The sequence below is a fragment of the Bifidobacterium saguinibicoloris genome, assembly GCF_019331725.1.
Lineage (GTDB): Bacteria > Actinomycetota > Actinomycetes > Actinomycetales > Bifidobacteriaceae > Bifidobacterium > Bifidobacterium saguinibicoloris.
Genome location: NZ_JAHBBF010000011.1, coordinates 44048 through 66548, shown reverse-complemented (window position 1 = coordinate 66548; position 22501 = coordinate 44048). Strand labels below are relative to the sequence as shown.

The 22501-nt window shown below is 67.9% G+C and carries 20 protein-coding genes and 1 tRNA gene; 17 read left to right on the top strand and 4 right to left on the bottom strand.

Annotated elements, in window-relative coordinates; all coding sequences use genetic code 11:
- Positions 1–59: 59 nt before the first annotated feature.
- Positions 60–1082: a homoserine kinase gene (gene thrB / locus KIH78_RS07810; RefSeq protein WP_219131905.1), complete on the top strand. Its 1023-nt coding sequence runs from the start codon at positions 60–62 to the stop codon at positions 1080–1082.
- Positions 1082–2539: a Maf family protein gene (locus tag KIH78_RS07805; RefSeq protein ID WP_219131904.1), complete on the top strand. Its 1458-nt coding sequence runs from the start codon at positions 1082–1084 to the stop codon at positions 2537–2539. Before thrB ends, KIH78_RS07805 begins: the two co-directional genes overlap by 1 nt.
- Positions 2540–2581: 42 nt before the next feature.
- Here KIH78_RS07805 and KIH78_RS07800 read toward each other — a convergent pair whose 3' ends face one another.
- Entirely contained in the window at positions 2582–3526 is a 945-nt protein-coding gene (locus KIH78_RS07800; protein ID WP_214314432.1) for an AEC family transporter, read from the bottom strand.
- Positions 3527–3718: 192 nt separating this feature from the next.
- Between KIH78_RS07800 and dapE the strand changes: the two genes are divergently transcribed.
- From dapE to proB, 6 genes are all read left to right on the top strand, one after another.
- Positions 3719–4942 carry a succinyl-diaminopimelate desuccinylase gene (gene dapE / locus KIH78_RS07795; RefSeq protein WP_219131903.1) on the top strand — a complete coding sequence of 408 codons (1224 nt, stop codon included), beginning with the start codon at positions 3719–3721 and terminating at the stop codon, positions 4940–4942.
- A 366-nt stretch (positions 4943–5308) separates the two neighbouring features.
- A complete protein-coding gene (locus tag KIH78_RS07790) occupies positions 5309–8221 on the top strand; it encodes an Rne/Rng family ribonuclease (protein WP_338024130.1) in 2913 nt (970 codons plus the stop codon).
- 212 nt (positions 8222–8433) lie between these two features.
- Entirely contained in the window at positions 8434–8742 is a 309-nt protein-coding gene (gene rplU, locus KIH78_RS07785; protein WP_214314428.1) for a 50S ribosomal protein L21, read from the top strand.
- Between the two features lie 55 nt (positions 8743–8797).
- Positions 8798–9043 (top strand): 50S ribosomal protein L27, encoded by a 246-nt coding sequence (rpmA, locus tag KIH78_RS07780; RefSeq protein ID WP_214314426.1) that lies wholly within the window; start codon positions 8798–8800, stop codon positions 9041–9043.
- Between the two features lie 167 nt (positions 9044–9210).
- A complete protein-coding gene (obgE, locus tag KIH78_RS07775) occupies positions 9211–10887 on the top strand; it encodes a GTPase ObgE (RefSeq protein WP_219131902.1) in 1677 nt (558 codons plus the stop codon).
- Positions 10888–10897: 10 nt separating this feature from the next.
- Positions 10898–12031, top strand: a complete 1134-nt coding sequence (proB, locus tag KIH78_RS07770) for a glutamate 5-kinase (RefSeq protein WP_219131901.1) — start codon at positions 10898–10900, stop codon at positions 12029–12031.
- 38 nt (positions 12032–12069) lie between these two features.
- Here proB and KIH78_RS07765 read toward each other — a convergent pair whose 3' ends face one another.
- Together KIH78_RS07765 and budC are read right to left on the bottom strand one after the other, a co-directional pair.
- Complete coding sequence (locus KIH78_RS07765; protein ID WP_219131900.1) at positions 12070–13041, bottom strand: amidohydrolase family protein; 972 nt, start codon at positions 13039–13041, stop codon at positions 12070–12072.
- Positions 13042–13170: 129 nt separating this feature from the next.
- Complete coding sequence (gene budC / locus KIH78_RS07760) at positions 13171–13968, bottom strand: meso-2,3-butanediol dehydrogenase (RefSeq protein ID WP_219131899.1); 798 nt, start codon at positions 13966–13968, stop codon at positions 13171–13173.
- Between the two features lie 314 nt (positions 13969–14282).
- Here budC and rhmD point away from each other — a divergent pair, with 314 nt between their 5' ends.
- The 9 genes from rhmD (at position 14283) to rplA (ending at position 21462) form a co-directional block, all read left to right on the top strand.
- Complete coding sequence (gene rhmD / locus KIH78_RS07755; RefSeq protein ID WP_219131898.1) at positions 14283–15509, top strand: L-rhamnonate dehydratase; 1227 nt, start codon at positions 14283–14285, stop codon at positions 15507–15509.
- Positions 15510–15552: 43 nt separating this feature from the next.
- Positions 15553–16317, top strand: a complete 765-nt coding sequence (locus KIH78_RS07750) for an aldolase/citrate lyase family protein (protein WP_214314414.1) — start codon at positions 15553–15555, stop codon at positions 16315–16317.
- 86 nt (positions 16318–16403) lie between these two features.
- A complete protein-coding gene (locus tag KIH78_RS07745; protein ID WP_219131897.1) occupies positions 16404–17219 on the top strand; it encodes an IclR family transcriptional regulator in 816 nt (271 codons plus the stop codon).
- Between the two features lie 100 nt (positions 17220–17319).
- A complete protein-coding gene (locus KIH78_RS07740) occupies positions 17320–18528 on the top strand; it encodes a pyridoxal phosphate-dependent aminotransferase (RefSeq protein WP_214314410.1) in 1209 nt (402 codons plus the stop codon).
- A 211-nt stretch (positions 18529–18739) separates the two neighbouring features.
- Positions 18740–18815 (top strand) — tRNA-Trp (locus tag KIH78_RS07735).
- A gap of 33 nt (positions 18816–18848) precedes the next feature.
- Complete coding sequence (gene secE, locus KIH78_RS07730) at positions 18849–19076, top strand: preprotein translocase subunit SecE (RefSeq protein ID WP_214314408.1); 228 nt, start codon at positions 18849–18851, stop codon at positions 19074–19076.
- A gap of 43 nt (positions 19077–19119) precedes the next feature.
- The gene (gene nusG / locus KIH78_RS07725; RefSeq protein ID WP_214314406.1) at positions 19120–19974 is read left to right on the top strand and encodes a transcription termination/antitermination protein NusG; all 855 of its coding nucleotides are present in this window, start codon (positions 19120–19122) and stop codon (positions 19972–19974) included.
- Between the two features lie 348 nt (positions 19975–20322).
- On the top strand, positions 20323–20754 hold the full coding sequence (rplK, locus tag KIH78_RS07720; protein ID WP_214314404.1) for a 50S ribosomal protein L11: 432 nt from the start codon (positions 20323–20325) through the stop codon (positions 20752–20754).
- A 15-nt stretch (positions 20755–20769) separates the two neighbouring features.
- A complete protein-coding gene (gene rplA, locus KIH78_RS07715) occupies positions 20770–21462 on the top strand; it encodes a 50S ribosomal protein L1 (protein WP_214314402.1) in 693 nt (230 codons plus the stop codon).
- Positions 21463–21610: 148 nt separating this feature from the next.
- Here the strand turns inward: rplA and KIH78_RS07710 are convergent, their stop codons facing one another.
- Complete coding sequence (locus KIH78_RS07710; RefSeq protein ID WP_219131896.1) at positions 21611–22498, bottom strand: PucR family transcriptional regulator; 888 nt, start codon at positions 22496–22498, stop codon at positions 21611–21613.
- Between the last annotated feature and the right edge of the window lie 3 nt (positions 22499–22501).

The following is a 22501-nucleotide window of genomic DNA, read 5'->3' as shown; positions in this document are numbered from 1 at the left end:
CGACGCCCGCCACGACTCCCGAGACGGCCCGCGACCAAACGAAGGAAGACAGAAGACATATGAACCCCATCTGCAGCAGCGTCCACGTGCGCGTGCCGGCCACCAGCGCCAACCTCGGCTCCGGTTTCGACACCGTGGGCCTCGCGCTCGACTACCACGACGAACTCACGTTCACGCTCAACGACGATCCCGCCGACGGCGTCGCCCACGTCATTATCCACGGCGAGGGCGAGGACACGCTGCCGCGCGACGAGACGCATCTCGTCGTCTCCACGTTCCGCCGCGCCTGCGCCACGTTCGGGCTGGGACGCCTCGGCTTCACGCTCGAGGCGACGAACAACATCCCGCAGGCGCGCGGCATGGGCTCGTCCGCCGAGGCGATCGTCGCCGGCATCGCGGCGGCGGCCGCGTTCGCCCAGCCCGGCGGGCTCAACCGCCCGGCCATCTTCGACATGGCCGCGCAGATCGAGGGCCACCCGGACAACGTGGCGCCGGCCGTGTTCGGCGGCCTCACCGTCTCCTGGGACTTCGCCACCGCCGAAGGCGTCGGCTCGGTGGCCATCCCCGGCGGCGACCCGCTGCACGGCGGCTTCCACACGGTGAACTACCCGGTGGATCCGGCCATCACCGCCGCCGTGTTCGTGCCCGACTACGAGCTGTCCACCGAGAAGGCGCGCCAGGCGCTGCCCGGCGAACTGCCGTACAAGGACGCCGTCTACAACGTCTCGCGCGTGGGACTCCTGCCCGCCGCGATGAACCCGTCCATCCTGGCCAAGACCGACGAGGGTTCCGCCGATGCCGGACACCAGGCCAACGCGCTGCTGTTCACCGCCACGCAGGACCGCCTCCACCAGCCGTACCGCGCGCCGCTCATGCAGCCGTCCGCCGACCTCATCGCCCTGTTCCGCTCCAAGGGCTACGCGGCCGCCGTCTCCGGCGCCGGCCCGTGCGTGCTCGTGCTGCATCACGGCGACGCCCGCGCCGCCATCGACGAGATCGCCGCCGAACAACTCGCCTCCGGCCATTGGAAGGTACTGCACCTGCCGATTGACGGCGACGGCGTGGAAGTGGAGCGCCGCTGATGTCCGTTCCGCTGATTCTCGCGTCCAAGTCCAAGCCGCGCCGCGACGTGCTGTACGCGGCGGGCGTCTGCCCGACCATCCGCGTCTCGCACGTCGACGAGCCGGCCGCGCTCGAGGCGGCCGCCGTCGCCGCCGGCACGACGGTCGACGCCCTCACCGTCGAACAGCGCGTGACGATCCTCGCCTCGGCCAAGGCCGAGGCCGTCCATCGTGCCTACCGCGACGTGGCCGCGACGGCCGCCGCCGCGACCGGCGAACGCGTCATCGCCTATCCGATGCGAGCCGAAGCCGTCATCGCCGAAGACGAGGCGCGTGAGGCCGCCGTCGGCACGTCGTCCGACGTGTCCGCGGCGGACGACGACATCGACTACTCGAAGGCCGCCGTCGCCTCGACGCGCGACTTCTCCGGCGTGGACATGCCGACCGTCACCGAGCCGATCTCCAACGTCGTCGCGCTCCAGCCGGGACTCACGCGCGCCGAGGTCGGCCCGCTCATCGTCGGCTGCGACTCGATGTTCCTGCTGGACGGCGAATGCTACGGCAAGCCGCACAGCGCCGACGTGGCGCGCGAGCGCCTGCGCCGCATGCGCGGGGCGACCGGCGAGCTGTGGACCGGACACTGCGTCGTCGACTTCGCCTCCGGGAGGGTCGTGCGCGGCGCGAGCCACGCCCTCGTCCACTTCGCCGACTACTCCGACCGCGACATCGAACGCTACATCGCTACCGGCGAACCGCTCGAAGTGGCCGGATCGTTCACGCTCGAAGGCTTCGGCGGCGCGTTCATCGACGGCATCGAAGGTGACCCGCACGGCATCATCGGCATCAGCCTGCCGCTGCTGCGCAGGCTCACCGCCGAACTCGGCGTCGAATGGACCGACCTGTGGAACGTGGCGCGCGGCGAGAGCCTGCCGGGCGTGCTCGACAAGGACGGCAAGGAGCTGCCGCCCGCGGAGAACGTCCACCAGCCGGGCGACGGCTGGGTCGACTGCGCGTGCGGACGCAAGCATTGGGGGACGAACGGCGCGTCCGGCGTCCTGCTGGCCCGCCGCGACGCGGCGACCGGAGCGGTGACGCACGTCGTCATGCAGCATCGCGCCTCATGGTCGGCGGAGGGTGGCACGTGGGGCATCCCCGGCGGCGCCACCGCGGACGGCGAATCGCCTATTGAAGGTGCGCTGCGCGAAAGCTACGAGGAGGCGAACATCACCCCCGAGGACATCGAGGTGGTCGGCTCCTACCGTGAGGACCACGGTCCGTGGGCGTACACCACCGTGTTCGCGTTCGAAAAGCCGGGACGCCGCGTCACGCCGCGCGCGAACGACGACGAAAGCAAGGAGATCGCCTGGGTGCCGATCGACGAGGTCCCGGACCGTCGCCTGCTCACCGCGATGAGGACCGACTGGCCGCGCTTCCGTGCGCGTCTCGACGCGCTCGCCGAAGCGAACCGCGGACGCTGACGACAGGCCCGGCGGCCGTGCCGCGACGGTTCATCGCGCTCCTCAGCTCAACAGGAAAGCGATGAGCGCGATGAACACCGGGCTCGTCATCGTGGACATGAGGATGCCGTCGCGCGCGAAGGTGAGGCCCACGTTGTACCGGGCGGCGTAGTTGTACACGTTCTGCCCGGTGGGCAGCGCGGCGAGCACCACGCACGCGTACAGCTCCGGCCCGCGGAAGCCCATCATGAAGTAGGCGAGCAGGAACGCGATGATCGGCATGACGATGTTCTTGATCACCGCCACCGTGAAGATCGCGGGCCTGTCGCCCTTCTGCTGCAGCGGCTTCGTGCCGTGCAGCGACATGCCGAACGCCATGAGGATCATCGGCACCGCCGATTCGCCGATCATGTTGATGGGATCGTAGATGTAGTTCGGCACGGGGAACCAGCCCAGCTTCGCGTTCAGCGCGGAGACCACGATGCCGAGCAGCGAGCCGATGAGCAACGGCTGGTGCAGCGGCTGCTTCGCGATCTCCTTGACGGACGCCTTGCCCTTCGTGGTGACGTCGAGCACGGTGAGCGCGATCGGCGTGAACAGGGCCTGCTGCATGACGAGGATCGGCGCCACGAGCGCGCCGTTACCGAGGATGTACGTGGCCACCGGAAGGCCGATGTTGTTCGAGTTGAGATACAACGAGTTCAATGCTCCGATGGTGGCGTCCGGGGCCTTCAGGTGGAAGAACGCGCGGTTGAGCGCGAGGAACGCGAGCCCCGCGAGCATGGCGGAGAGGAACGCCACCACGATCGAGGGATGGAAGATGTCGAAGATCGGCTCCTTGGCGAGGATCGCGAACATCAGGCACGGGCTGGACACGAAGAATGAGAAGCGGTTGAGCACCATCTGCGCGCTCGGGCCGCCGATGCGCATGCGCGCGGCCACATAGCCCACGAAGATCACGATGCCGATGACGCAGAATCCCTGCATGGCGCTCAATAGACCTGGCATTCCCGAAATCCCTCTTTTCCTGCTTCCCGGGGCTGTTCCCGCGTATCGCGTGTCACGTTCCCGCGTATCCCGCGTACCGCGTACCTGCGGGCCGTCACCTCGAGTGTGGCACAGACCGTCGCGCGCATCCGTGAAATCTCACCCAATGGTAAGGGGATTCACATTCCCGGGGCCGCCGATAGGATGGACGCCATGACGATTTCCCTGGACCCCGCCGCCTCCCGCGCCGCGCAGCTCGATGCCCTGCTCGAGCAGATCATGACCGTGTACTCCGTGAGCGACGACGAGGGTCCGCTCGCCGACGACATCGAGGCGTTCCTGAAGACGTACGCGCATCTGACCGTGCGCCGCCACGGCGACACGGTCGTCGCCTCCACCGCCTTCGGCCTTCCGAACCGCGTCATCCTCGCCGGGCACATCGACACCGTGCCGGTCATCGACAACTTCCCGCCGCGCTGGCTGGAGCCCGGCGACCCGCTCATCCGCGCCGACGTGGCCGAGGCCCATCCGGGCGAGCGCGTCCTGTGGGGCCGCGGCGCCACCGACATGAAGGCGTCCGACGCGGTGATGCTCCAGCTCGCCGCCGTGCTCGACGGCGCGACGCCGGAGACCTTGCCCAAGGTCGACCTCACGTACGTCTTCTACGACCATGAGGAGGTCGTCGCCGAGAAGAACGGCCTCAGGAAGGTCGTGGAGGCCCACCCCGATTGGGTGGAAGGCGATTTCGCGATCATCGGCGAGCCGACCAGCTGCGGCATCGAGGGCGGCTGCAACGGCACGATCCGCTTCGATGTGGTCACGCACGGCGTGGCCGCGCACTCCGCCCGCGCGTGGATGGGCGAGAACGCCATCCACAAGGCCGCGGACATCCTGAACCGTCTCAACGCCTACAACGACCGCGGCCCCGCGGACGTCGAAGTGGACGGCCTCGTCTACCGCGAGGGCCTCAACGCCACGCTGATCTCCGGCGGCAAGGGCACGAACGTCATCCCGGACGAGTGCCGCGTGCATGTGAACTACCGGTTCGCGCCGGACAAGACCGTGGCCGAGGCGAAGGCCCTGATGATGGGCGTGGACGCGGGCGCCGAGCTCGGCAACGGCGAGCACGTGGCCACCGGCGGCGTGTTCGAGGGCTACGGCATCGAGATGAGGGACGAATCGCCGTCCGCGCGCCCCGGCATGGACGCGCCGCTGGCGGTCTCGCTCGCGAAGCTCGTCAAGGAGCGCACCGGCCGCGACCCGCTCGCCAAGCTCGGGTGGACCGACGTGGCCCGTTTCTCCCAGCTCGGCGTGCCCGCCGTGAACCTCGGCGCCGGCGACCCGCTGCTCGCCCACAAGCACGACGAGCAGCTGCCCGAATCGGATCTGACGCTGCTCGCCGACATCCTGCTGCGCTGGCTCGTCGCGGAGCGCTGAACGCCGTCGTCCGTCGTGCCGTCCGCCGTCCCGTCAGTCGTGCCGTCCGCCGTCCAACGCGCCGACGCGACGGGCGCGCCGTCGCGCCCGGGCGCGTGATGGACGGGGGACGCGTGAAGTTGTGGCATACTTGAGGATGGTGGTTCTGCAAACCGCCGACGTGCCAGATGGCGTCGATCCCCTCGCACCCGGGTTCTGCCCGATCCTTTCCTCGCGAGCGCCGGTGTCCGCCGTCCGAGCCGCACAGACTTTGACTGGAATTGCTTCTGCGGGCGCAAGTGATGCGCGGCCACGGTGAGAGCGTGGTGTGAGAGCCGTGTGAAGCCTGAGAGGCCGACGTGATGCAGCACGTCGGCGAGGAGCATCGTGCCCGCTGTGAACACCAATGGGGTCGACGACGTCGACGCCCTGAACCTCAACGTATCCGATTCGTCCGATGCCGCCGGCGCCGCGCCGTCCGGCGACCGGTCCGACGCCCCCGCGCCGGCTCCCGCGCCCACGACCCGTCGTCGCCGTGGCCGCCGCGTGGTGCGTGGCACCGGTGCCGCCGGCGCCTCCCTGGAGCTCAAGGTGGAGGACCATTCCCGTTCGATCTTCGAGGAGCCGAAGCTCGACCCCCGCGACGACGTTCCGTCCGCGGACGCCGGCGCCTCCCGCTCCCGTGACGACGATGCGGACGAGCGCGTGTCCGACGCCGTCGACTCCCTCGCCGGGTTCGGCGACCGTGACGACGACCGCGACGACGACGTGCGTCCCGCACGTTCCCGCCGTCGCCGCTCCCGCGCCGACGTGGACGACGAGGACGACGCGCCGCGTACGCGCCGCCGCTCCCGTTCCCGGTACGTCGACGACGACGATTACGACTACGACGACCGTCCGTCCCGCTCCCGTCGCCGCCGCTTCCGCGACGACGACGATGACGACGACGTGCGTCCGTCCCGCTCCCGTCGCCGTTCCGCGCGCGACCTGGACGACGAGGACGATTTCGAGCGCGCCGAGGAGCTCATCGACGAACTGCCGGTCCATGACCGCCGCGACGACGACCGCACCATGCGTCCGATGACGTCTCTGCTGTTCCAGGAGCCGGTGATCCCGGTCTCCCGCGTCCGCGACGACGACACGGACGATGAGGACGAGGACGACGAGGAGGACGTGCGTCCCGCGCGTTCCCGCCGCGACCGCGACGAGCAGGAGGAGGGCGGCCGTCGCCGTCGTCGCCGCTCCCGTTCCCGCCAGAACGACGACGAGACGGACGCGCGTGACGACGCCCCGGCGCAGGACGCCGGAGCGGACCGCACGTCGTCCGCCGAAGGCGCCGACGAGGGCGAGACGAAGTCCCGCCGTGGACGCAACCGCCGCCTCAACGCGCAGGAGCGCCGCGCCGCGGCCGAGGTCGAGCAGATCGAGGAGGACCTCGAGCTCGACGACATCGCGTACAGCCCGATCGCCGAGGAGGAGAACGGACAGGACGAGGAGGAGCCGCGCACCCGCCGTCGCCGCCGCCGCCGCGCCAAGGGCGACCAGACGGCCGCGCAGGAGGAGAAGTCCTCCGAACGCGACTCCGCCGCGGACGACGCCGAGCATGCCGACCGTCCGGCCCGCGACGAGGAGGAGACCGTCACCCGTCGCCGTCGTCGTCGCCGCGGCAAGACGCAGGACGACGACGAGCAGGTGCTCGTGCGCCGCTCCCGCAAGCAGCAGTACATCGACGAGATCACCGACGTGGAGGGCTCCACGCGACTCGAGGCGAAGAAGCAGCGCCGCCGCGACAACCGACGCGAGCGCTCCCGCCAGTCGCAGATCATGGAACAGGACTTCCTGGCCCGCCGCGAGAACGTCGAACGCCTCATGGTGGTGCGCGAGAAGGAGCACCACACGCAGATCTCCGTGGTGGAGGACAACGTGCTCGTCGAGCACTACGTGTCCGACATCCAGGAGGTGCAGACCGTGGGCAACGTGTACCTCGGCCGCGTGCAGAACGTGCTGCCGAGCATGGAGGCCGCGTTCGTGGACATCGGCCAGGCCCGCAACGGCGTGCTGTACGCCGGCGAGGTCAACTGGGACGCGACGCGCCTCGACGGCCAGCCGCGCCGCATCGAGCTCGCGTTCAAGTCCGGCGACCCGGTGCTCGTGCAGGTCACCAAGGATCCGATCGGCCACAAGGGCGCGCGCCTGACCTCGCAGGTCACGCTCGCCGGCCGCTTCCTCGTGCTCGTGCCGTCCGGCGGCATGACCGGCGTGAGCCGCAAGCTGCCGGAGCGTGAACGCACCCGCCTGAAGAACATCGTCTCCAAGATCGCGCCGAAGGACATGGGCGTGATCATCCGCACCGCGGCCGAAGGCGCCTCCGAGGAGGCCATCGTCAAGGACCTCGAGAGCCTCGTGCGTCAGTGGGAGCGCATCAACGCCAAGCGCGAGGAGTTCTGGCACGGCAAGCGTCCGAAGCTCCTCCAGGGCGAGCCGGACGTGGCCATCCGCGTGGTGCGCGACATCTTCAACGACGACTTCACCAAGCTCATCGTGGAAGGCGACAAGGTCTACGACCGCATCGAGGAGTACCTCGACACGATGGCCCCCGACCTCAAGGACAAGCTGGAGAAGTGGGACCCGGCCGAGCACGAGGGCAAGGACGTGTTCGACAAGTGGCAGATCGACTCGCAGCTCAGGAAGGGCATGGAACGTCAGGTGTACCTGCCGTCCGGCGGCTCGATCGTCATCGACCGCACCGAGGCCATGACCACCATCGACGTGAACACCGGCCGGTTCATCGGCAAGGGCAAGTCGCTCGAGGAGACCGTCACCCGCTGCAACCTGGAGGCCAGCGAGGAGATCGCCCGCCAGCTGCGCCTGCGCGACATCGGCGGCATGATCATGATCGACTACGTCGACATGGTGATGCCCGCCAACCGCGACCTCGTGCTGCGCCGCCTCGTGGAATGCCTGGCGCGCGACCGCACCAAGCACCAGGTGGCCGAGGTCACCTCGCTCGGCCTCGTGCAGATGACGCGCAAGCGCATCGGCCAGGGCCTCGTCGAGGCGTTCTCGGAGGAGTGCCCGACCTGCAAGGGCCGTGGCTTCATCCTGCACGACAAGCCGATCGTCTCCGCCGACTACGACGACCCGTACGCCCTGAGGGGCGGCGACCCGTTCGTCAAGACGAACAAGCACGGACGCGGCACCGCGCCCGCGCCGGAGCCCGCCGGCTCCACCCCGGACGTCAAGGCCAAGCTCGCGCAGATCGCGGCCGCGGCCGTGGCGGCGAACAACGCCGACGAGTGATTGACCGTCCGACACGCCGCCGGGAGGCGATTCCGGGCTGATTCCGGCGCGGATCGCCTCCCCGTGGGTGTGTCGCCCTTGACACGCGGACGAATCGCGGTTGCGTCAGTCCGCGCGTCGGTGTAAGTTAGATGGCTGGTGTCTGACCGCGAGCCCGGCATATCCGGGAGCGTCAGGCAATAAGCTTTCCAAGTGAAATAAAAGGAACGATTATGTACGCGATTGTGAAGGCCGGTGGCCATCAGGAAAAGGTCGAGGTCGGCGACGTCATCCTCGTCAACCGTCTCGACGCCAAGCAGGGCGATACCGTGGAATTCCCGGTCGCGCTCGTGGTGGACGGCGCCAAGGTCACCCTGGCCGCCGCCGATCTGGCCAAGGTCTCCGTCAAGGCCGAAGTCGTGAAGGACGACGCCAAGGGCCCGAAGATCAACATCCAGAAGTACAAGAACAAGACCGGCGTCGCCCGTCGCAAGGGCCACCGTCAGAAGCTGACCATGGTCAAGGTCACCGAGATCGCCTGAGTTCTTGTCAACAGGTTTTTCCAACAAAGCTTAACCAGCACCGAAAGGAACAATCATGGCACATAAGAAGGGTGCGTCCAGCTCGCGCAACGGTCGCGACTCGAACCCGCAGTACCTCGGCGTGAAGAAGTTCGGCGGCGAGGCCGTCGTGGCCGGCAACATCATCGTTCGCCAGCGTGGCACCAACTTCCACCCGGGCCAGAACGTCGGCATGGGCAAGGACCACACGCTGTTCGCCCTCACCGATGGCTCCGTGAAGTTCGGCGTCCGTCGCGACCGCAAGGTCGTCGACGTCATCTGAGACGGCATGAACGAGAAGGCCGCGCCCGCAAGGACGCGGCCTTTTTCGTACCCCCTGATTCCTCCCTCCACGCACGCCCGAGGCAGGCGTGCGGTTCCACGGCGGCGTGCGGGCGCGCACGGCAAAGGCCGAGACCAACGTAATCAGCGAACAGTAAGGTGAACGACATGAGCGATTTTGTGGATCGAGTGACCGTCCACGTCAAGGGCGGCGACGGCGGCAACGGTTCCGCCGGCATCCGCCGCGAGAAGTACAAGCCGCTGGCCGGCCCGAACGGAGGCAACGGCGGTGACGGCGGATCCGTCATCTTCGAGGCGACGCGCAACGCCACCAGCCTCCTGGACTACCGCTTCATGCCGCACCGCGTGGCGGACGGCGGCACCATGGGCCTGGGTGACAACAAGGACGGCTCCAAGGGCGCCGACCTCGTCCTGCCCGTGCCCTGCGGCACCGTGGTGTTCGAGGCGAAGGGCGCGGCCGGACGGCCCAAGCATCCGGGCGAACGCCTCGCCGACCTCACCCACGAGGGCGACCGCTACGTGGCCGCGCTCGGCGGCAACGGCGGCCTCGGCAACGTGGCGCTGGCCAACCGTACGCGCCGCGCCCCCGGCTTCGCCCTGCTCGGCGAACCCGGCGAGGAGCGCGACGTGATCCTCGAGCTCAAGTCCATCGCCGACGTGGCGCTCGTGGGCTTCCCCTCCGCCGGCAAGTCCAGCCTCATCGCCGCGATGAGCTCCGCCAAGCCGAAGATCGCCGACTACCCGTTCACCACGCTCGTGCCGAACCTCGGCGTGGTCGTCGCCGGCGACCGCCGCTACACCATCGCCGACGTGCCCGGCCTCATCCCCGGCGCCTCCCAGGGCAAGGGCCTGGGCCTCGAGTTCCTGCGCCACATCGAACGCACCGAGATCATCGCCCACGTCATCGACTGCGCCACGCTCGAACCGGACCGCGACCCGATGAGCGACTACGAGGCCCTCGAACACGAGCTCGCCGAATACGCCGGCTCGCTCGACCTGCCGCTCGGCGCCATCCCCATCCCCGAACGTCCGCGCATCATCATCCTCAACAAGGCCGACGTGCCCGAGGCCGAGGAGCTCGCCGAATTCGTCAAGCCCGAGTTCGAGGCGAAGGGCATGCGCGTGTTCATCATCTCCACCGCCTCCCACAAGGGCCTGAAGGAGCTCAACTTCGCGCTGGCCGACATGGTCGCCGAGATGCGCGAGGAGGTCGCCAAGCGCGAAAGCGCCGAGGAGGAGGCGCGCGTCGTCATCAAGCCGCTCGAGCAGAAGGGCCGTCGCCGCCGCGCCGACGAGGGCGGCACCGCCCTCGACTTCTCCATCGAACGCAAGGAGAACGGCAACGGCGACGTCTGGTACGAGGTCACTGGACGCAAGCCGGAACGCTGGGTGCAGCAGACCAACTTCGACAACGACGAGGCCGTCGGCTACCTGGCCGACCGTCTCGCCAAGCTCGGCGTGGAGGACGAACTGCGCCGCAAGGGCGCCAAGCCGGGCGACGAGGTGCGCATCGGCAAGGGCGACCGCGCCGTCGACTTCGACTGGGACCCGACCATCGCCGCCGGCGCGGAGATGCTCGACGGCACGCCGCTCGGCGCCCGCGGCAAGGACCTGCGCCTCGAGGCCGACGCCCCCGGCGCACGCCGCCGCACCAACGCGGAACGCCGTCGCGAATACCACGAGATGATGGACGCGAAGGCCGCCGTGCGCGAGGCGATGATGGCGGAACGCAAGGCCGGACACTGGGCCGACCCGTCCATCGACGACGACCGCCACGACGAGAAGAGTCTCTTCGGCCGCGGCGAGGAAACACAGGGCGAGTAGAACGGCGACCATGTCCACACCATCGCAGGCCGAGATCCGCCGGCGCATCGCCGAGGCGGAGACCATCGTCGTCAAAGTGGGGTCCAGCTCGCTGACCACGCCGGACGGGCATCTCGACGCCGGCCGGATCTCCGCGCTCGTCGCCGCGCTCGCGGCGACGCACCTCATGGGCGCGCGCGTCGTGCTCGTCTCGTCCGGCGCCATCGCCGCCGGCTTCGGTCCGCTCGGCTTCGAGACGCGGCCTTCGGACGTCGCCACCCAGCAGGCCACCGCTGCCGTGGGGCAGGGCCTGCTCATGGCCCGCTACGAGGCGGCGTTCGGCCGCTACGGCGTACGCGTGGGGCAGATCCTCATCACCGCCGAGGACACCATCCGCGCCACCCAGTACCGCAACGTGCAGCGTACGCTGGGACGGCTGCTCGACCTGGGCGTGGTGCCGATCATCAACGAGAACGACTCCCTCGCCTCCAACGAGATCCGCTTCGGCGACAACGACCGCCTCTCCGCGCTCGTCGCGAACCTGGTGAGGGCCGACGCGCTCGTCCTTCTCACCGACGTGGACGGCCTCTACACCGCGCCGCCGAGCGAACCGGGCTCGCGCCGCATCGCCTACGTGCCGAACGTGGTGGACGCGCTCGGCGAGGTCAAGGTGGGCGGCACCGGATCGAAGGTCGGCACCGGAGGCATGGTCACCAAACTCGAGGCGGCGCGCGTGGCCGCCGTCTCCGGCATCCCCGCCGTGCTCACCAGCGCGGCGAACGCCGGCCCCGCCCTCATGGGCGACCCGGTGGGCACCGTCTTCGCGCCGGTCAAGCAGCGCGGATCCGCACGACGCCTGTGGATCGGCTTCGCCGCCGAACCGCGCGGCACCATCATCGTGGACGAGGGCGCCGCGGCCGCCGTGCGCGGCGGACTGGCCTCCCTGCTCGCCGCGGGCGCCGTGGAGGTGCGTGGCGCGTTCTCCGCCGGCGACCCGGTGTGGATCGACGCGGAGGACGGCACGCATCTGGCGCGCGGACTCGCCGGCTACGACTCCGAGGAGGTGCCGCGGATGCTCGGCCGCAACACCGCGCAGCTCAAGCGCATCCTCGGCGAGGAGTACACGCATCCGCTCGTGCACCGGGACAACCTCGTGCTGGTGTAGGTGAGCCAGGCGTCCCCGCACATGGGAGGGAAGGCTGTTCAGAACCGGTAGTACCTCTTCGCGTTGCCGACGAACAACATGTCCTGTTCGCCGGGGGAGAGGGTCTCCACGCAGCGCGCGTAGGCGTGCACCAGGTCGAGGTATGAGCAGTGCAGCTTGTCGACGGGGAAGTTCGACGCGAACATGGTCTTGTCGATGCCGAACGCGTCGAGCGTCGTGTAGATACCGGGCTTGATGCTTTCGATGGTCCAGTAGTGGTCCATCGATGGTTGACCGGAGATCTTGATCACGCAGTTGTCGCGCTTGCCGAGTTCATACAGGCCGTTCTTCCACAGCCGCCATCCGGCCGGATCGCGGTCGGCCCACATGCCCATGTGGTCGATGATGAACAGCGTGTCCGGATGCGCGTCGATCACCTCGCATGCGCGCGCGAACTGCGTGGGGTACAACTGCATGTCGAAGCTGAGATCGTGGCCGGCGAGCAGGTCGAGTCCGTTCAGCCATTCCGGATCGTCCATGTACGCCATGTCGACGTACCGGTAGAGCGGATGCGGATGCATGTTGAGGTTCTGCCGCACGCCGCGCAGATGCGGGTGGTCGAGTTCGCGTTCGAGCGTTTCGGCGAAGTCGGGGGAGGAGAGATCACCGCCGCCGACGATCATGACCGGCAGGCCGGTCTCCTCGCTCTGCCGTTCCACGTCGGCGATTTCCGCGACCGGATCGTCGGCGTTGGCCTGCACGTGCACGGCGCCGACCACGCCGATGGTGCTGCCGTGCACCTCGTCGAGCAGGTCGGACGCCACGTAGTCGCCGGCCTGGAACAGCGGATCCCATGGTCCTTCGAAGGTGAGGGCCTTGGATGGGTTGAACCAGGAGTAGAGGTCGGTGTGCATGAGGTGCACGTGCGTGTCGATGAAGGGACGGGGCGCGGCTTCGTGCTCCGGGGTTTCGGGGATGATGGTGTACATGCGGCCGGGTACCGGCCGTTGGTAATCCTCGCCGAGCGTCATTGGTCGTGCTCCTTGGATTCGGAATGTGGTTGGCCGCGCCGAACGCCCTCTCCGTGGAGGGGGCGCGGGATGGAGAGGGCGGTGCGTCGGGTCTTCGGCGGCGACGAAGACCCGACGCACCGCCACGGATCACAGCACGGAGCGGGTGTCGTTGTCGTAGTTGTTCCGTCCCTGACCGGTGGCTGCAGTGGTGCCGCCGTCGACGGGGACGACGAGGCCGGTGAGGTAGGAGGCGCCGGGGGAGGCGAGGAACAGCGCGAGGTCGGCGCAGTCTTCGGGCTTGCCGGTGCGGCCGAGGGCGACGCGTTCGATGTAGGGCCTGAGGCGTTCGGGGTCGGTCCAGACCTCCTTGTTGATGTCGGTTTCGATGAAGGCGGGGGCGAAGGCGTTGATGCGGACGCCGTACCGGCCGTAGTCGAGGGCGACGCAGCGGACGAAGCCGTTCATGGCGTGCTTGGTGGAGTTGTAGGCGGTCTGGCCCCAGTCGCCGTAGAGGCCGGAGACGGAGGTGTCGACGACGATGTTGCCCTTGGTCTCCTTGAGATAGGGGAGGGCCTCCTTGGTGAGGTAGAAGAGGCCGTCCATGTTGACGGAGAAGAGCTTGTGCCAGACGTCGTCGGAGACGTTCTCGATCTCGCCGCCTTCGAAGATGCCGGCGTTGGAGACGACGACGTCGAGGCGGCCGAATTCGTCGACGACGTCCTGGATGAGGTCGTGCACCTGGTCGTGCCTGGAGACGTCGGTGATGTGGGTGCGGCCGTGCTCGTAGCCGGCGACGGTCTCCTCGAGCGGGGCCTGGCGCAGGCCGACGGCGACGACGGTGGCGCCGTTGTCGAGGAAGCCGCGGGTGATGGCGCGGCCGATGCCGGTGCCTCCGCCGGTGACGATGACGACCTTGCCGGTGAAGTCGTAGGAATTAGCGGTCATGGTTGGGGATTCTCCGTTGGTCATTCGCCGAGTTGTCGTCGACTACGCTGTCCGATTCCTGTGCTCATCGCATAGTATAGGAGGGAATGGGCGGTGGTCCCATATATAGGGACGGTGGTTCAGGGAAATACGCCTGGAACGTCATCGATGACATTGCGATATTCCACATATAGGGACGGCATTCCATGACTGGTACAGTGACGGGTGTCGTCGATTCAAGACGCCGCGACATCGCGGTATCGATGCAACGAAGCGTCACGAATGCGACTTCATAACCCGGAACACCGGTTCGGAACAACACGAGGACGGACATTATGGCATTGGCTCCATCACTGAAGCTGCCCACGATCACGCACATCCGCGCGTACGGCATGGGCGGCGCCGCGGCCAAGGTACACGGCCAGGGCGGCGGTGACTACCACGATCAAGGCAAGGACCACTGGATCGACGATCATATCGCGACGCCGATGAGCAAATACGAGGAGTACAAGCAGTCCCGTCAGTCCTTCGGCATCAACGTGCTCGGCACGCTCGTCGTGGAGGTCGAGGCCTCCGACGGCACCACCGGCTTCGCCATCTCCACCGCCGGAACGGTCGGCTGCTTCATCGTCGAGCACCACCTGTCCCGCTTCGTCGAAGGCAAGCGTGTGGACCAGATCAAGCTGATCCACGACCAGATGCTCAACGCCACCCAGTACTACTCCGGTGGCGGCGGGGTCGTCATCAACACGATCTCCTGCGTGGATCTGGCCCTCTGGGACCTCTACGGCAAGGTCGTCAAGCTCCCCGTCTACAAGCTGCTCGGCGGCGCCGTGCGCGACGAGATCCGCTTCTACGCCACCGGCGCACGCCCGGACCTCGCGCAGAAGATGGGCTTCATCGGCGGCAAGATGCCGACCCACTGGGGTCCCGCCGACGGCGACGAAGGCATCGCCAAGGACATCGCCACCCTCAAGGAGATGCGTGAGCGCGTCGGCGACGACTTCTGGCTGATGTTCGACTGCTGGATGAGCCAGGACGTCAACTACGCCACCAAACTGGCGCACGCGGCGGTCCCCTACAGGCTGAAGTGGCTGGAGGAGTGCTTCCCTCCCCAGCAGATCGAGTCCTACCGTGAGCTCAAGAGGAACATGCCGAAGGGCATGCTCATGACCACCGGCGAGCACACCGGCACGCTTGAGGGCTTCAAGGAGCTCTCCGAAGCCGGCGTGGACATCCTGCAGCCCGACGTCGGCTGGTGCGGCGGCGTGACCTCGCTGTGCGAGATCGCGGCCGTGGCCAAGTCCCGCGGCCAGCTCGTGGTGCCCCACGGCTCCTCCGTGTACTCGCACCACGCGGTCATCACGTTCACCAACACGCCGTTCAGCGAGATGCTCATGACCTCGCCGCACGCCGACTACGTCCGCCCGCAGTTCGACCCGGTCCTCATCGACGAGCCGGTGCCGCACGATGGCGTCATCACCGCCGAGGAGCTCGACAAGCCCGGCTTCGGCGTCGAGCTCAACCGCGACTGCCCGCTCGAGCGTCCGTTCGAGCACTGATCCGAGTCCGATGGGCTACGGCACTCACCACCAAGGATCTCCAATGACATCCCTACCTCATAACGCGTTCAAGCAGGCCATCAAGGAAGGCAGGCCGCAGTACGGCCTGTGGATGGCCTCCGCCTCGCCGACCATCGCCGAGATCTCCGCCGACGCCGGCTACGACTGGATGCTCGTCGACGGCGAGCACGGCCCGTACGACCTCAACACCATCCTCGACGTGCTGCGTGCCGTCGCCCCATACGACGTCACGCCCATCGTGCGTCCCGCCGCCGCCGACCCGGTGCTCATCAAGCAGGTGCTCGACCTTGGCGCCCAGACGCTGCTGCTGCCCATGGTCAACACCAAGGAAGAGGCCGAGCTCATGGTCAAGGCCGTGAACTACGCGCCCGAAGGCATTCGCGGCGTGGGCTCGCCGATCGCGCGCTCCGGCCGCTGGGGGCGCATCCCCCACTATATGCGCGACGCCGGGAACGAGATCTGCCTGCTCGTGCAGGTCGAATCCCGGGAGGCGCTCGACGACATCGAGGGGATCGCCTCCGTGGACGGCATCGACGGCATCTTCATCGGCCCCGCCGACCTGTCCGCATCGCTCGGCCACCCGGATGACGCCGCGGCCATCATGGACCGGATCCACCACGCGTTCGACGTGATCAAGGCCCACGGCAAGGCCATCGGCTCGCTCGCGTTCGACCGTCCGACCGTGGAGAGGTTCTACGAGTGGGGCGCCACCTTCGTGGCCGTGGCCGGCGACACCGACCTCTACGTGCGCGCGCTGGCCGCCGACATCGCCCAATACAAGGGCTGACTGAGAGAGCGGCGGCTGTTCCCGCGCCGCCGCCCTCTCGTCGAAGGCGGGAACGTGGCGAGGTCCATCGGCTAAGGTGGGACGGTATGGCAGAGAACACAGTGCGCATCGAAGCGCAGACCGCGGCACCCGCCGGCACCCGCACGCTCGTCCACGGCATCATGGTCGTCCGGGCCGTGGCCGCCGGCGCATCGTCGCTGCGATCCGTGGTGGAGGCGACCGGACTGAGCCGCAGCACCGCCCACCGTCTCATCCAGACCCTGCGCGTCGAACGGTTCCTTCGCGAAAACGCCGATGGCGGCCTGCAGCTCGGCCCCGCCCTCATCGAACTCGGCTTCCAGGCGCTCGACAGCGTCTCCCTGCAGACCATCGCCCATCCCATCCTCGTCGACCTCGCCCGGCAGGCCAAGGACACCGTGCACCTCGCCGTCGAGGACTCCGGCATGGCGCTCTACCTCGACAAGATCCACGGCACGCGCGGCATCGAAATCCGCTCGTGGATCGGCGCCCGCATGCCGCTCACCTACACCGGCATCGGCAAGGCGCTGCTCATCGACTCCCCCGAACGCTGGCGCGGCCAGTACGTGCAGGACCGCAACCTCACCGGCCGAGACCACGAACACGACTACGCCGACGAATCCGCCTTCTCCGCCGCCATGGCCACATTCGCCAGGCAGGGCTTCGCCTACGACCTCGAGGAGAACGAGCCCGGCGTGCGCTGCGTCTCCGCCCCCGTGCGCGACGGTCGCGGCAAGACCGTCGCCGCCATCTCCGTCTCCGCCGCGCTGCCGTTCATGCCGCCCAAGCGCATGAAGGCCCTCGGTCCGGTGGTGATGGACGCCGCCGCCCGTATCAGCGCGGAGCTGGGCTATCACACCGCCAACAACGATTCCATCGGCTGAGCCGGCGGGACGGCGCGTTCCCCGCCGGCGGCCCGCCGCGGCACGGCCCTGAAAACCATTGCCGTTCTCGTTCCCCGGGTTTATTGTGGGAGCCATGACTATGGCTCAATGGCAGACTCTCTCCGACCGCATCAACCATGTGACCCCGAGCGCCACGCTCGCCGTCGACTCCAAGGCGAAGGCCATGAAGGCCGCCGGACTCGACGTCATCGGCTTCGGCGCCGGCGAACCCAACTTCCCGACGCCCGACTACGTCGTCGACGCCGCCGCGGCCGCCTGCCGCGACCCGAAGAACTACAAGTACACGCCCACCCCGGGCCTGCCCGAGCTGCGCCGCGCCATCGCCGACAAGACGCTGCGCGACTCCGGCTACGAGGTCGCGCCGGAGCAGGTCGTCGTCACCAACGGCGGCAAGCAGGCCGTCTACTCCACGTTCCAGATCCTCCTCGACGAAGGCGACGAGGTCATCATCCCCACCCCGTACTGGACCAGCTACCCGGAGGCCGTCAAGCTCGCCGGCGGCGTGCCGGTCGAGGTGTTCGCCGGCGCCGACCGCGGCTTCGAGCCGGACCTCGCGGCCATCGAGGCCGCCCGCACCGAACGCACGAAGGCCATCATCGTGAACTCCCCGAACAACCCCACCGGCGCCGTGTGGAGCGCCGAGACCATCAAGGGCATCGCCGCATGGGCCATCGAGCACCACGTGTGGGTCATCTCCGACGAGATCTACGAGCACCTCAACTACGACGACGCGAAGACCACGTACATCGGCGCCGCCGTGCCCGAGGTGCGCGACCAGCTCATCGTGCTCAACGGCGTGGCCAAGACCTACGCCATGCCCGGCTGGCGCGTCGGCTGGCTCATCGCCCCCGAGCCGGTCGCCAAGGCCGCCGCCAAGCTCCAGGGACACATGACCTCCAACGTGGCCAACGTCTCCCAGCGCGCCGCCATCGCCGCCGTCTCCGGCCCGCTTGACGCCGTGTACACGATGCGCGAGGCGTTCGACGTGCGCCGCAAGGCCATCGTCGCCGCGTTGAACGACATCGAGGGCGTGCACTGCCCGACGCCGACCGGCGCGTTCTACGCGTTCGCCGACATCACCGCGCTGCTCGGCAGGCCGCTCGGCCCGAACGGCACCGTCTCGCAGTCCTCCTCCGAATTCGCCGCCGCCCTGCTCGACGAGGCGCACGTCGCCGCCGTGCCCGGCGAGGCGTTCGGCGCGCCCGGCTACCTGCGCTTCTCCTACGCGCTGGCCGACGACCAGCTTGCCGAGGGCATGCGCCGCATGAAGGCATACGTCGAAGCCTGACCCTCCTCTCGGCGAGGGCGACGGACGGGACGCCGTCCATATCCCGACATGCCGTGACAACCGTTGGAATCCCGTGGTTTCACCACGGGATTTCCTGTATGTGGACACCATGAATTGACGAAATCAAGGGGAGTCGCTACACTATCTGCTTGGCGGTTTTCGCCGTGGCGAAGCGTTCCTTCGGGACGTGGAACCGAGGTGAAGTTCACCTAGGGAAGTGGCGCAATTGGTAGCGCAACGGTCTCCAAAACCGTAGGTTGTGGGTTCGAGTCCCGCCTTCCCTGCCAAGTTATGACGAATACCCCAAGCGAAGGATGATTATGGCGAAGGCTAGCAAGAGCGAAAAGGTCGTCAAGCCGAACGTCTTCATGCGCATCGGTCTGTTCATCAAGCAGATCATCGACGAGCTTCGCAAGGTCGTTACCCCGACTGCCAAGGAACTGTTCTTCTGGTCCCTCGCCGTCTTCATCTTCGTGCTGCTGCTGATGGCTCTGGTCACCGGCATGGACTTCGGTCTGGGCAAGCTTACGCTGTGGGTGTTCGGCTGATCGTATCCCGAACGAACAACACGAATCCCGAAGGTGAAATCGCATGAGTGATGAAGTGAATCTCGAGAACCTCGACGCTTTGCCCGACCTGCCGGAGACCGAACCGGTCGAGGCCGCCGCTGCGAACGCCGAAGAGGCTCCTGCGGTTCCCGTCGCCTCCGAACCGGCTTCCGAAGACGCCGCCGAAGCGCCGGTCGCGTCCGTCGAATCCGCTCCCGCCCTCAACCTCGACGAGGACGAGGAGACCGAGACCAACGAATCCGAGCAGGCCGAGGCCACCGACGCCGGCCAGGCCGCCGTCGAAGCCTTCTCCAAGGAGCTGCGCACCCTCGAAGGCAAGTGGTACGTGCTGCACACCTACTCCGGCTACGAGAAGCGCGTCAAGACCAACGTCGAATCCCGCATCCAGTCCTTCGGCCTCGAAGACAAGATCTTCCAGATCGAAGTGCCGATGGAGGAAGTCGAGAAGCACACGGACAAGGGCAAGAAGGTCATCACCCGCGTGCGCGTCCCCGGCTACGTGCTCATCCGCATGTGGCCCGACGAGAACGCCCGCCGCATCGTGCGCGAGACCGAAGGCGTGACCGGTTTCGTCGGCCCCACCAAGGATCCGGCCCCGCTCAGCCGCAAGGAGGTCGTCGCCATGATGGCCCCGATGATCGCCTCCGAGGCGCTCAAGAAGGCCGGCGACAAGCCCGCCGCCGCCAAGAAGCGCACCATCGAGGTCTCCTACGCCATCGGCGATCAGGTCACCGTCACCGACGGCCCCTTCGCCACCATGGCCGCCGTCGTCTCCGACGTCGAGCCCACCACCCAGAAGCTCACCGTGCTCGTGTCCATCTTCGGCCGCGATACGCCGGTGGAGCTTGGCTTCAACCAGGTCGAAAAGCTGGACTGAAATCCAACGATGGAGCGTTAGCTTCGTTGCTCCTCGGTCGACGTACCTTTGTACGCCTTCCTTCGGTGCGCCTCGCTACCGCACGCATCGTTGAATTCCGGTGATGTGTCATAAGAATCCCCGCACCCGCACGGTGCGGGGATTTCTCGTTTCCGGGCCCGCATCCACGGCGTGTCGCCGGTCTGGCTTCGGTGGCAATATTAGAAAGTTCGTGTCTGGAGGGGAGACCCGCTAGCACAGCACAGCAATATAAGTTGCGGGAGGAGACCGTACGGGCCTCCGCGGCGGCAGCGCCGGGGAGACGAACGGCGACCGGTCGCACCGCGTTATAGAAAGAAGAACCATCACATGGCTCCCAAGAAGAAAGTCTCCGCGCTGATCAAGCTGCAGATTCAGGCTGGCAAGGCCAACCCGGCCCCGCCGCTGGGTCCTGCGCTCGGTTCGCACGGCGTCAACATCATGGACTTCTGCAAGGCGTACAACGCCCAGACGCAGGACAAGATGGGACAGGTGATCCCGGTCGAGATCACCGTCTACGAAGATCGTACCTTCACCTTCGTGCTGAAGACCCCTCCGGCGGCTGCGCTGCTGAAGAAGGCCGCCGGCATCGAGAAGGGCACCGAGAACCCGCTGACCCACAAGGTCGGCTCCGTCACCAAGGCTCAGGTCCGCGAAATCGCCGAAACGAAGATGGCCGACCTGTCCGCGCGTGATATCGAAGCCGGCATGAAGATCATCGAAGGCACCGCCCGCTCCATGGGCATCACGGTGACCGACTGATAAGGAGAAGGACAGATGGCTAAGCATTCCAAGAAGTACCGTGAGGCGGCCGAGAAGGTCGATCGCAACAACCTGTACACCCCTGACCAGGCCATCGCTCTGCTCAAGAGCATGCCGGCGCGCAACTTCGACGAGACCGTCGAGGCCGTGCTCCGCCTGAACGTCGACCCGCGCAAGGCCGACCAGCTGGTCCGCGGCACCGTGAGCCTGCCTCACGGCACCGGCAAGACCGTCAAGGTCCTGGTGTTCGCGCGTGGCCCGCAGGCCACCGCCGCCCAGGAGGCCGGCGCCGACATCGTCGGCGACGACGACCTGATCGCCAAGGTGCAGGGCGGTTTCCTCGACTTCGACTCCGTCGTCGCCACCCCGGACATGATGGGCAAGGTCGGCCGTCTCGGCCGCGTGCTCGGCCCGCGTGGCCTCATGCCGAACCCGAAGACCGGCACCGTCACCATGGACGTGGCCAAGGCCGTCAAGGACATCAAGGGAGGCAAGATCGAGTTCCGCGTCGACAAGCACGGCAACCTCTCCTTCCTCATCGGCAAGGCCTCCTTCGATGAGACCGCGCTGGACGAGAACTTCCACGCCGTGGCCGAAGAGGTCAAGCGTCTGAAGCCGTCCACCGTGAAGGGCCGCTACATCACCAAGGCGACCATCACCTCCACGATGGGCCCCGGCATCCCGGTCGACACCGCCGCGATCGCCTGATTTTCTCAGGCATCCCCGCATCAGGGGACGCGAACGTGTGACGGGCCAAGCCCGGTGATACGCCAAGACCCCCGGTTCCGTACGGAACCGGGGGTCTTCCCGTATCCGGGCGCGTCGGACGCCATCGAAGCCGCCCGACGACGCGTCCCTACGCGGCCCGCATGCGCCCCAACGCGATGGCGGTGGTGAGCACGTACGCCTCGCGCGGATCGGTGGCGTCCCAGCCGGTCGAATCGGCCGCACGCTTCAGACGGTAGCGCACCGTGTTCGGATGCACGTTGAGCGTGCGCGCCGTCGTCTCCAACGAACCGCCCGAAGCGAGGAACGTGGAGACGGTGACCATCGTCGGATCGTCCGGATTGTCGCCGTGCCCGCCGGCGAGCGACGCGTACACCACGTCGACGAGCTCGCGTTTCGCGTCCTCGTCGCCCAACAGCGCACGTTCCGGCAGCGCGTCCTCCGCGCGCAACGGTGCGGCCGCGCGGCGACGCCGCGCCGCGCCGGACGGGCCGTCCGGCGCGGCCGGGACCAACGCGGGGGCCGCGGCAACCGTCGCCAGCGCCGCCCCCAACGTCGCCTTCGCACCGGACACGCCGTGACGCACCGGTCCCAGACACAACGGGGTCCGGGCGACGTCGAACGCGTCCGCCATCGCCGTGCACGCCACCTCCGGACTGCCTGCCGCCTCGACGCGGACCACCGCCGCGACGACGCCGTCATGCACGCCGCGGATCGGCGAGGAGCCGCCCAGATCGGACACCGCGGCGTCCACCGCGGCGAGCGCGCCCGCCGCGTTCACGGCCGGACGGCCGGCCACCGCGAAACAGGGGACGTCGCCGTCCCAACCCAGCACGCGCAGCAGCGAGGCCACGCGGGCGTCATCCAGACCCGAGGCGAGGCTTTCGAACGCCACGGCGGTCAGCAGGTCGCGTGCGTCCCGGTCGTTCGTATGGGTCTTCCCGCCGTCCGTCCCGTCGCGGCCGTCCGCCGGCGCATCGGAGCCGTATCCGGCCAGCAACCCCAGAAAATCAGACATACG

Excerpts from the sequence above, each read along its gene's own strand:
- nusG (WP_214314406.1), top strand. The coding sequence starts at position 19,120 with ATGAGTGATGAAGTGAATCTCGAGAACCTCGACGCTTTGCCCGACCTG.
- rplU (WP_214314428.1), top strand. The coding sequence starts at position 8,434 with ATGTACGCGATTGTGAAGGCCGGTGGCCATCAGGAAAAGGTCGAGGTC.
- rpmA (WP_214314426.1), top strand. The coding sequence starts at position 8,798 with ATGGCACATAAGAAGGGTGCGTCCAGCTCGCGCAACGGTCGCGACTCG.
- rhmD (WP_219131898.1), top strand. The coding sequence starts at position 14,283 with ATGGCATTGGCTCCATCACTGAAGCTGCCCACGATCACGCACATCCGC.
- KIH78_RS07800 (WP_214314432.1), bottom strand. The coding sequence starts at position 3,526 with ATGCCAGGTCTATTGAGCGCCATGCAGGGATTCTGCGTCATCGGCATC.
- rplK (WP_214314404.1), top strand. The coding sequence starts at position 20,323 with ATGGCTCCCAAGAAGAAAGTCTCCGCGCTGATCAAGCTGCAGATTCAG.
- secE (WP_214314408.1), top strand. The coding sequence starts at position 18,849 with ATGGCGAAGGCTAGCAAGAGCGAAAAGGTCGTCAAGCCGAACGTCTTC.
- KIH78_RS07750 (WP_214314414.1), top strand. The coding sequence starts at position 15,553 with ATGACATCCCTACCTCATAACGCGTTCAAGCAGGCCATCAAGGAAGGC.
- KIH78_RS07710 (WP_219131896.1), bottom strand. The coding sequence starts at position 22,498 with ATGTCTGATTTTCTGGGGTTGCTGGCCGGATACGGCTCCGATGCGCCG.
- KIH78_RS07765 (WP_219131900.1), bottom strand. The coding sequence starts at position 13,041 with ATGACGCTCGGCGAGGATTACCAACGGCCGGTACCCGGCCGCATGTAC.
- rplA (WP_214314402.1), top strand. The coding sequence starts at position 20,770 with ATGGCTAAGCATTCCAAGAAGTACCGTGAGGCGGCCGAGAAGGTCGAT.
- KIH78_RS07740 (WP_214314410.1), top strand. The coding sequence starts at position 17,320 with ATGGCTCAATGGCAGACTCTCTCCGACCGCATCAACCATGTGACCCCG.
- KIH78_RS07805 (WP_219131904.1), top strand. The coding sequence starts at position 1,082 with ATGTCCGTTCCGCTGATTCTCGCGTCCAAGTCCAAGCCGCGCCGCGAC.
- proB (WP_219131901.1), top strand. The coding sequence starts at position 10,898 with ATGTCCACACCATCGCAGGCCGAGATCCGCCGGCGCATCGCCGAGGCG.
- thrB (WP_219131905.1), top strand. The coding sequence starts at position 60 with ATGAACCCCATCTGCAGCAGCGTCCACGTGCGCGTGCCGGCCACCAGC.
- obgE (WP_219131902.1), top strand. The coding sequence starts at position 9,211 with ATGAGCGATTTTGTGGATCGAGTGACCGTCCACGTCAAGGGCGGCGAC.
- budC (WP_219131899.1), bottom strand. The coding sequence starts at position 13,968 with ATGACCGCTAATTCCTACGACTTCACCGGCAAGGTCGTCATCGTCACC.
- KIH78_RS07745 (WP_219131897.1), top strand. The coding sequence starts at position 16,404 with ATGGCAGAGAACACAGTGCGCATCGAAGCGCAGACCGCGGCACCCGCC.
- dapE (WP_219131903.1), top strand. The coding sequence starts at position 3,719 with ATGACGATTTCCCTGGACCCCGCCGCCTCCCGCGCCGCGCAGCTCGAT.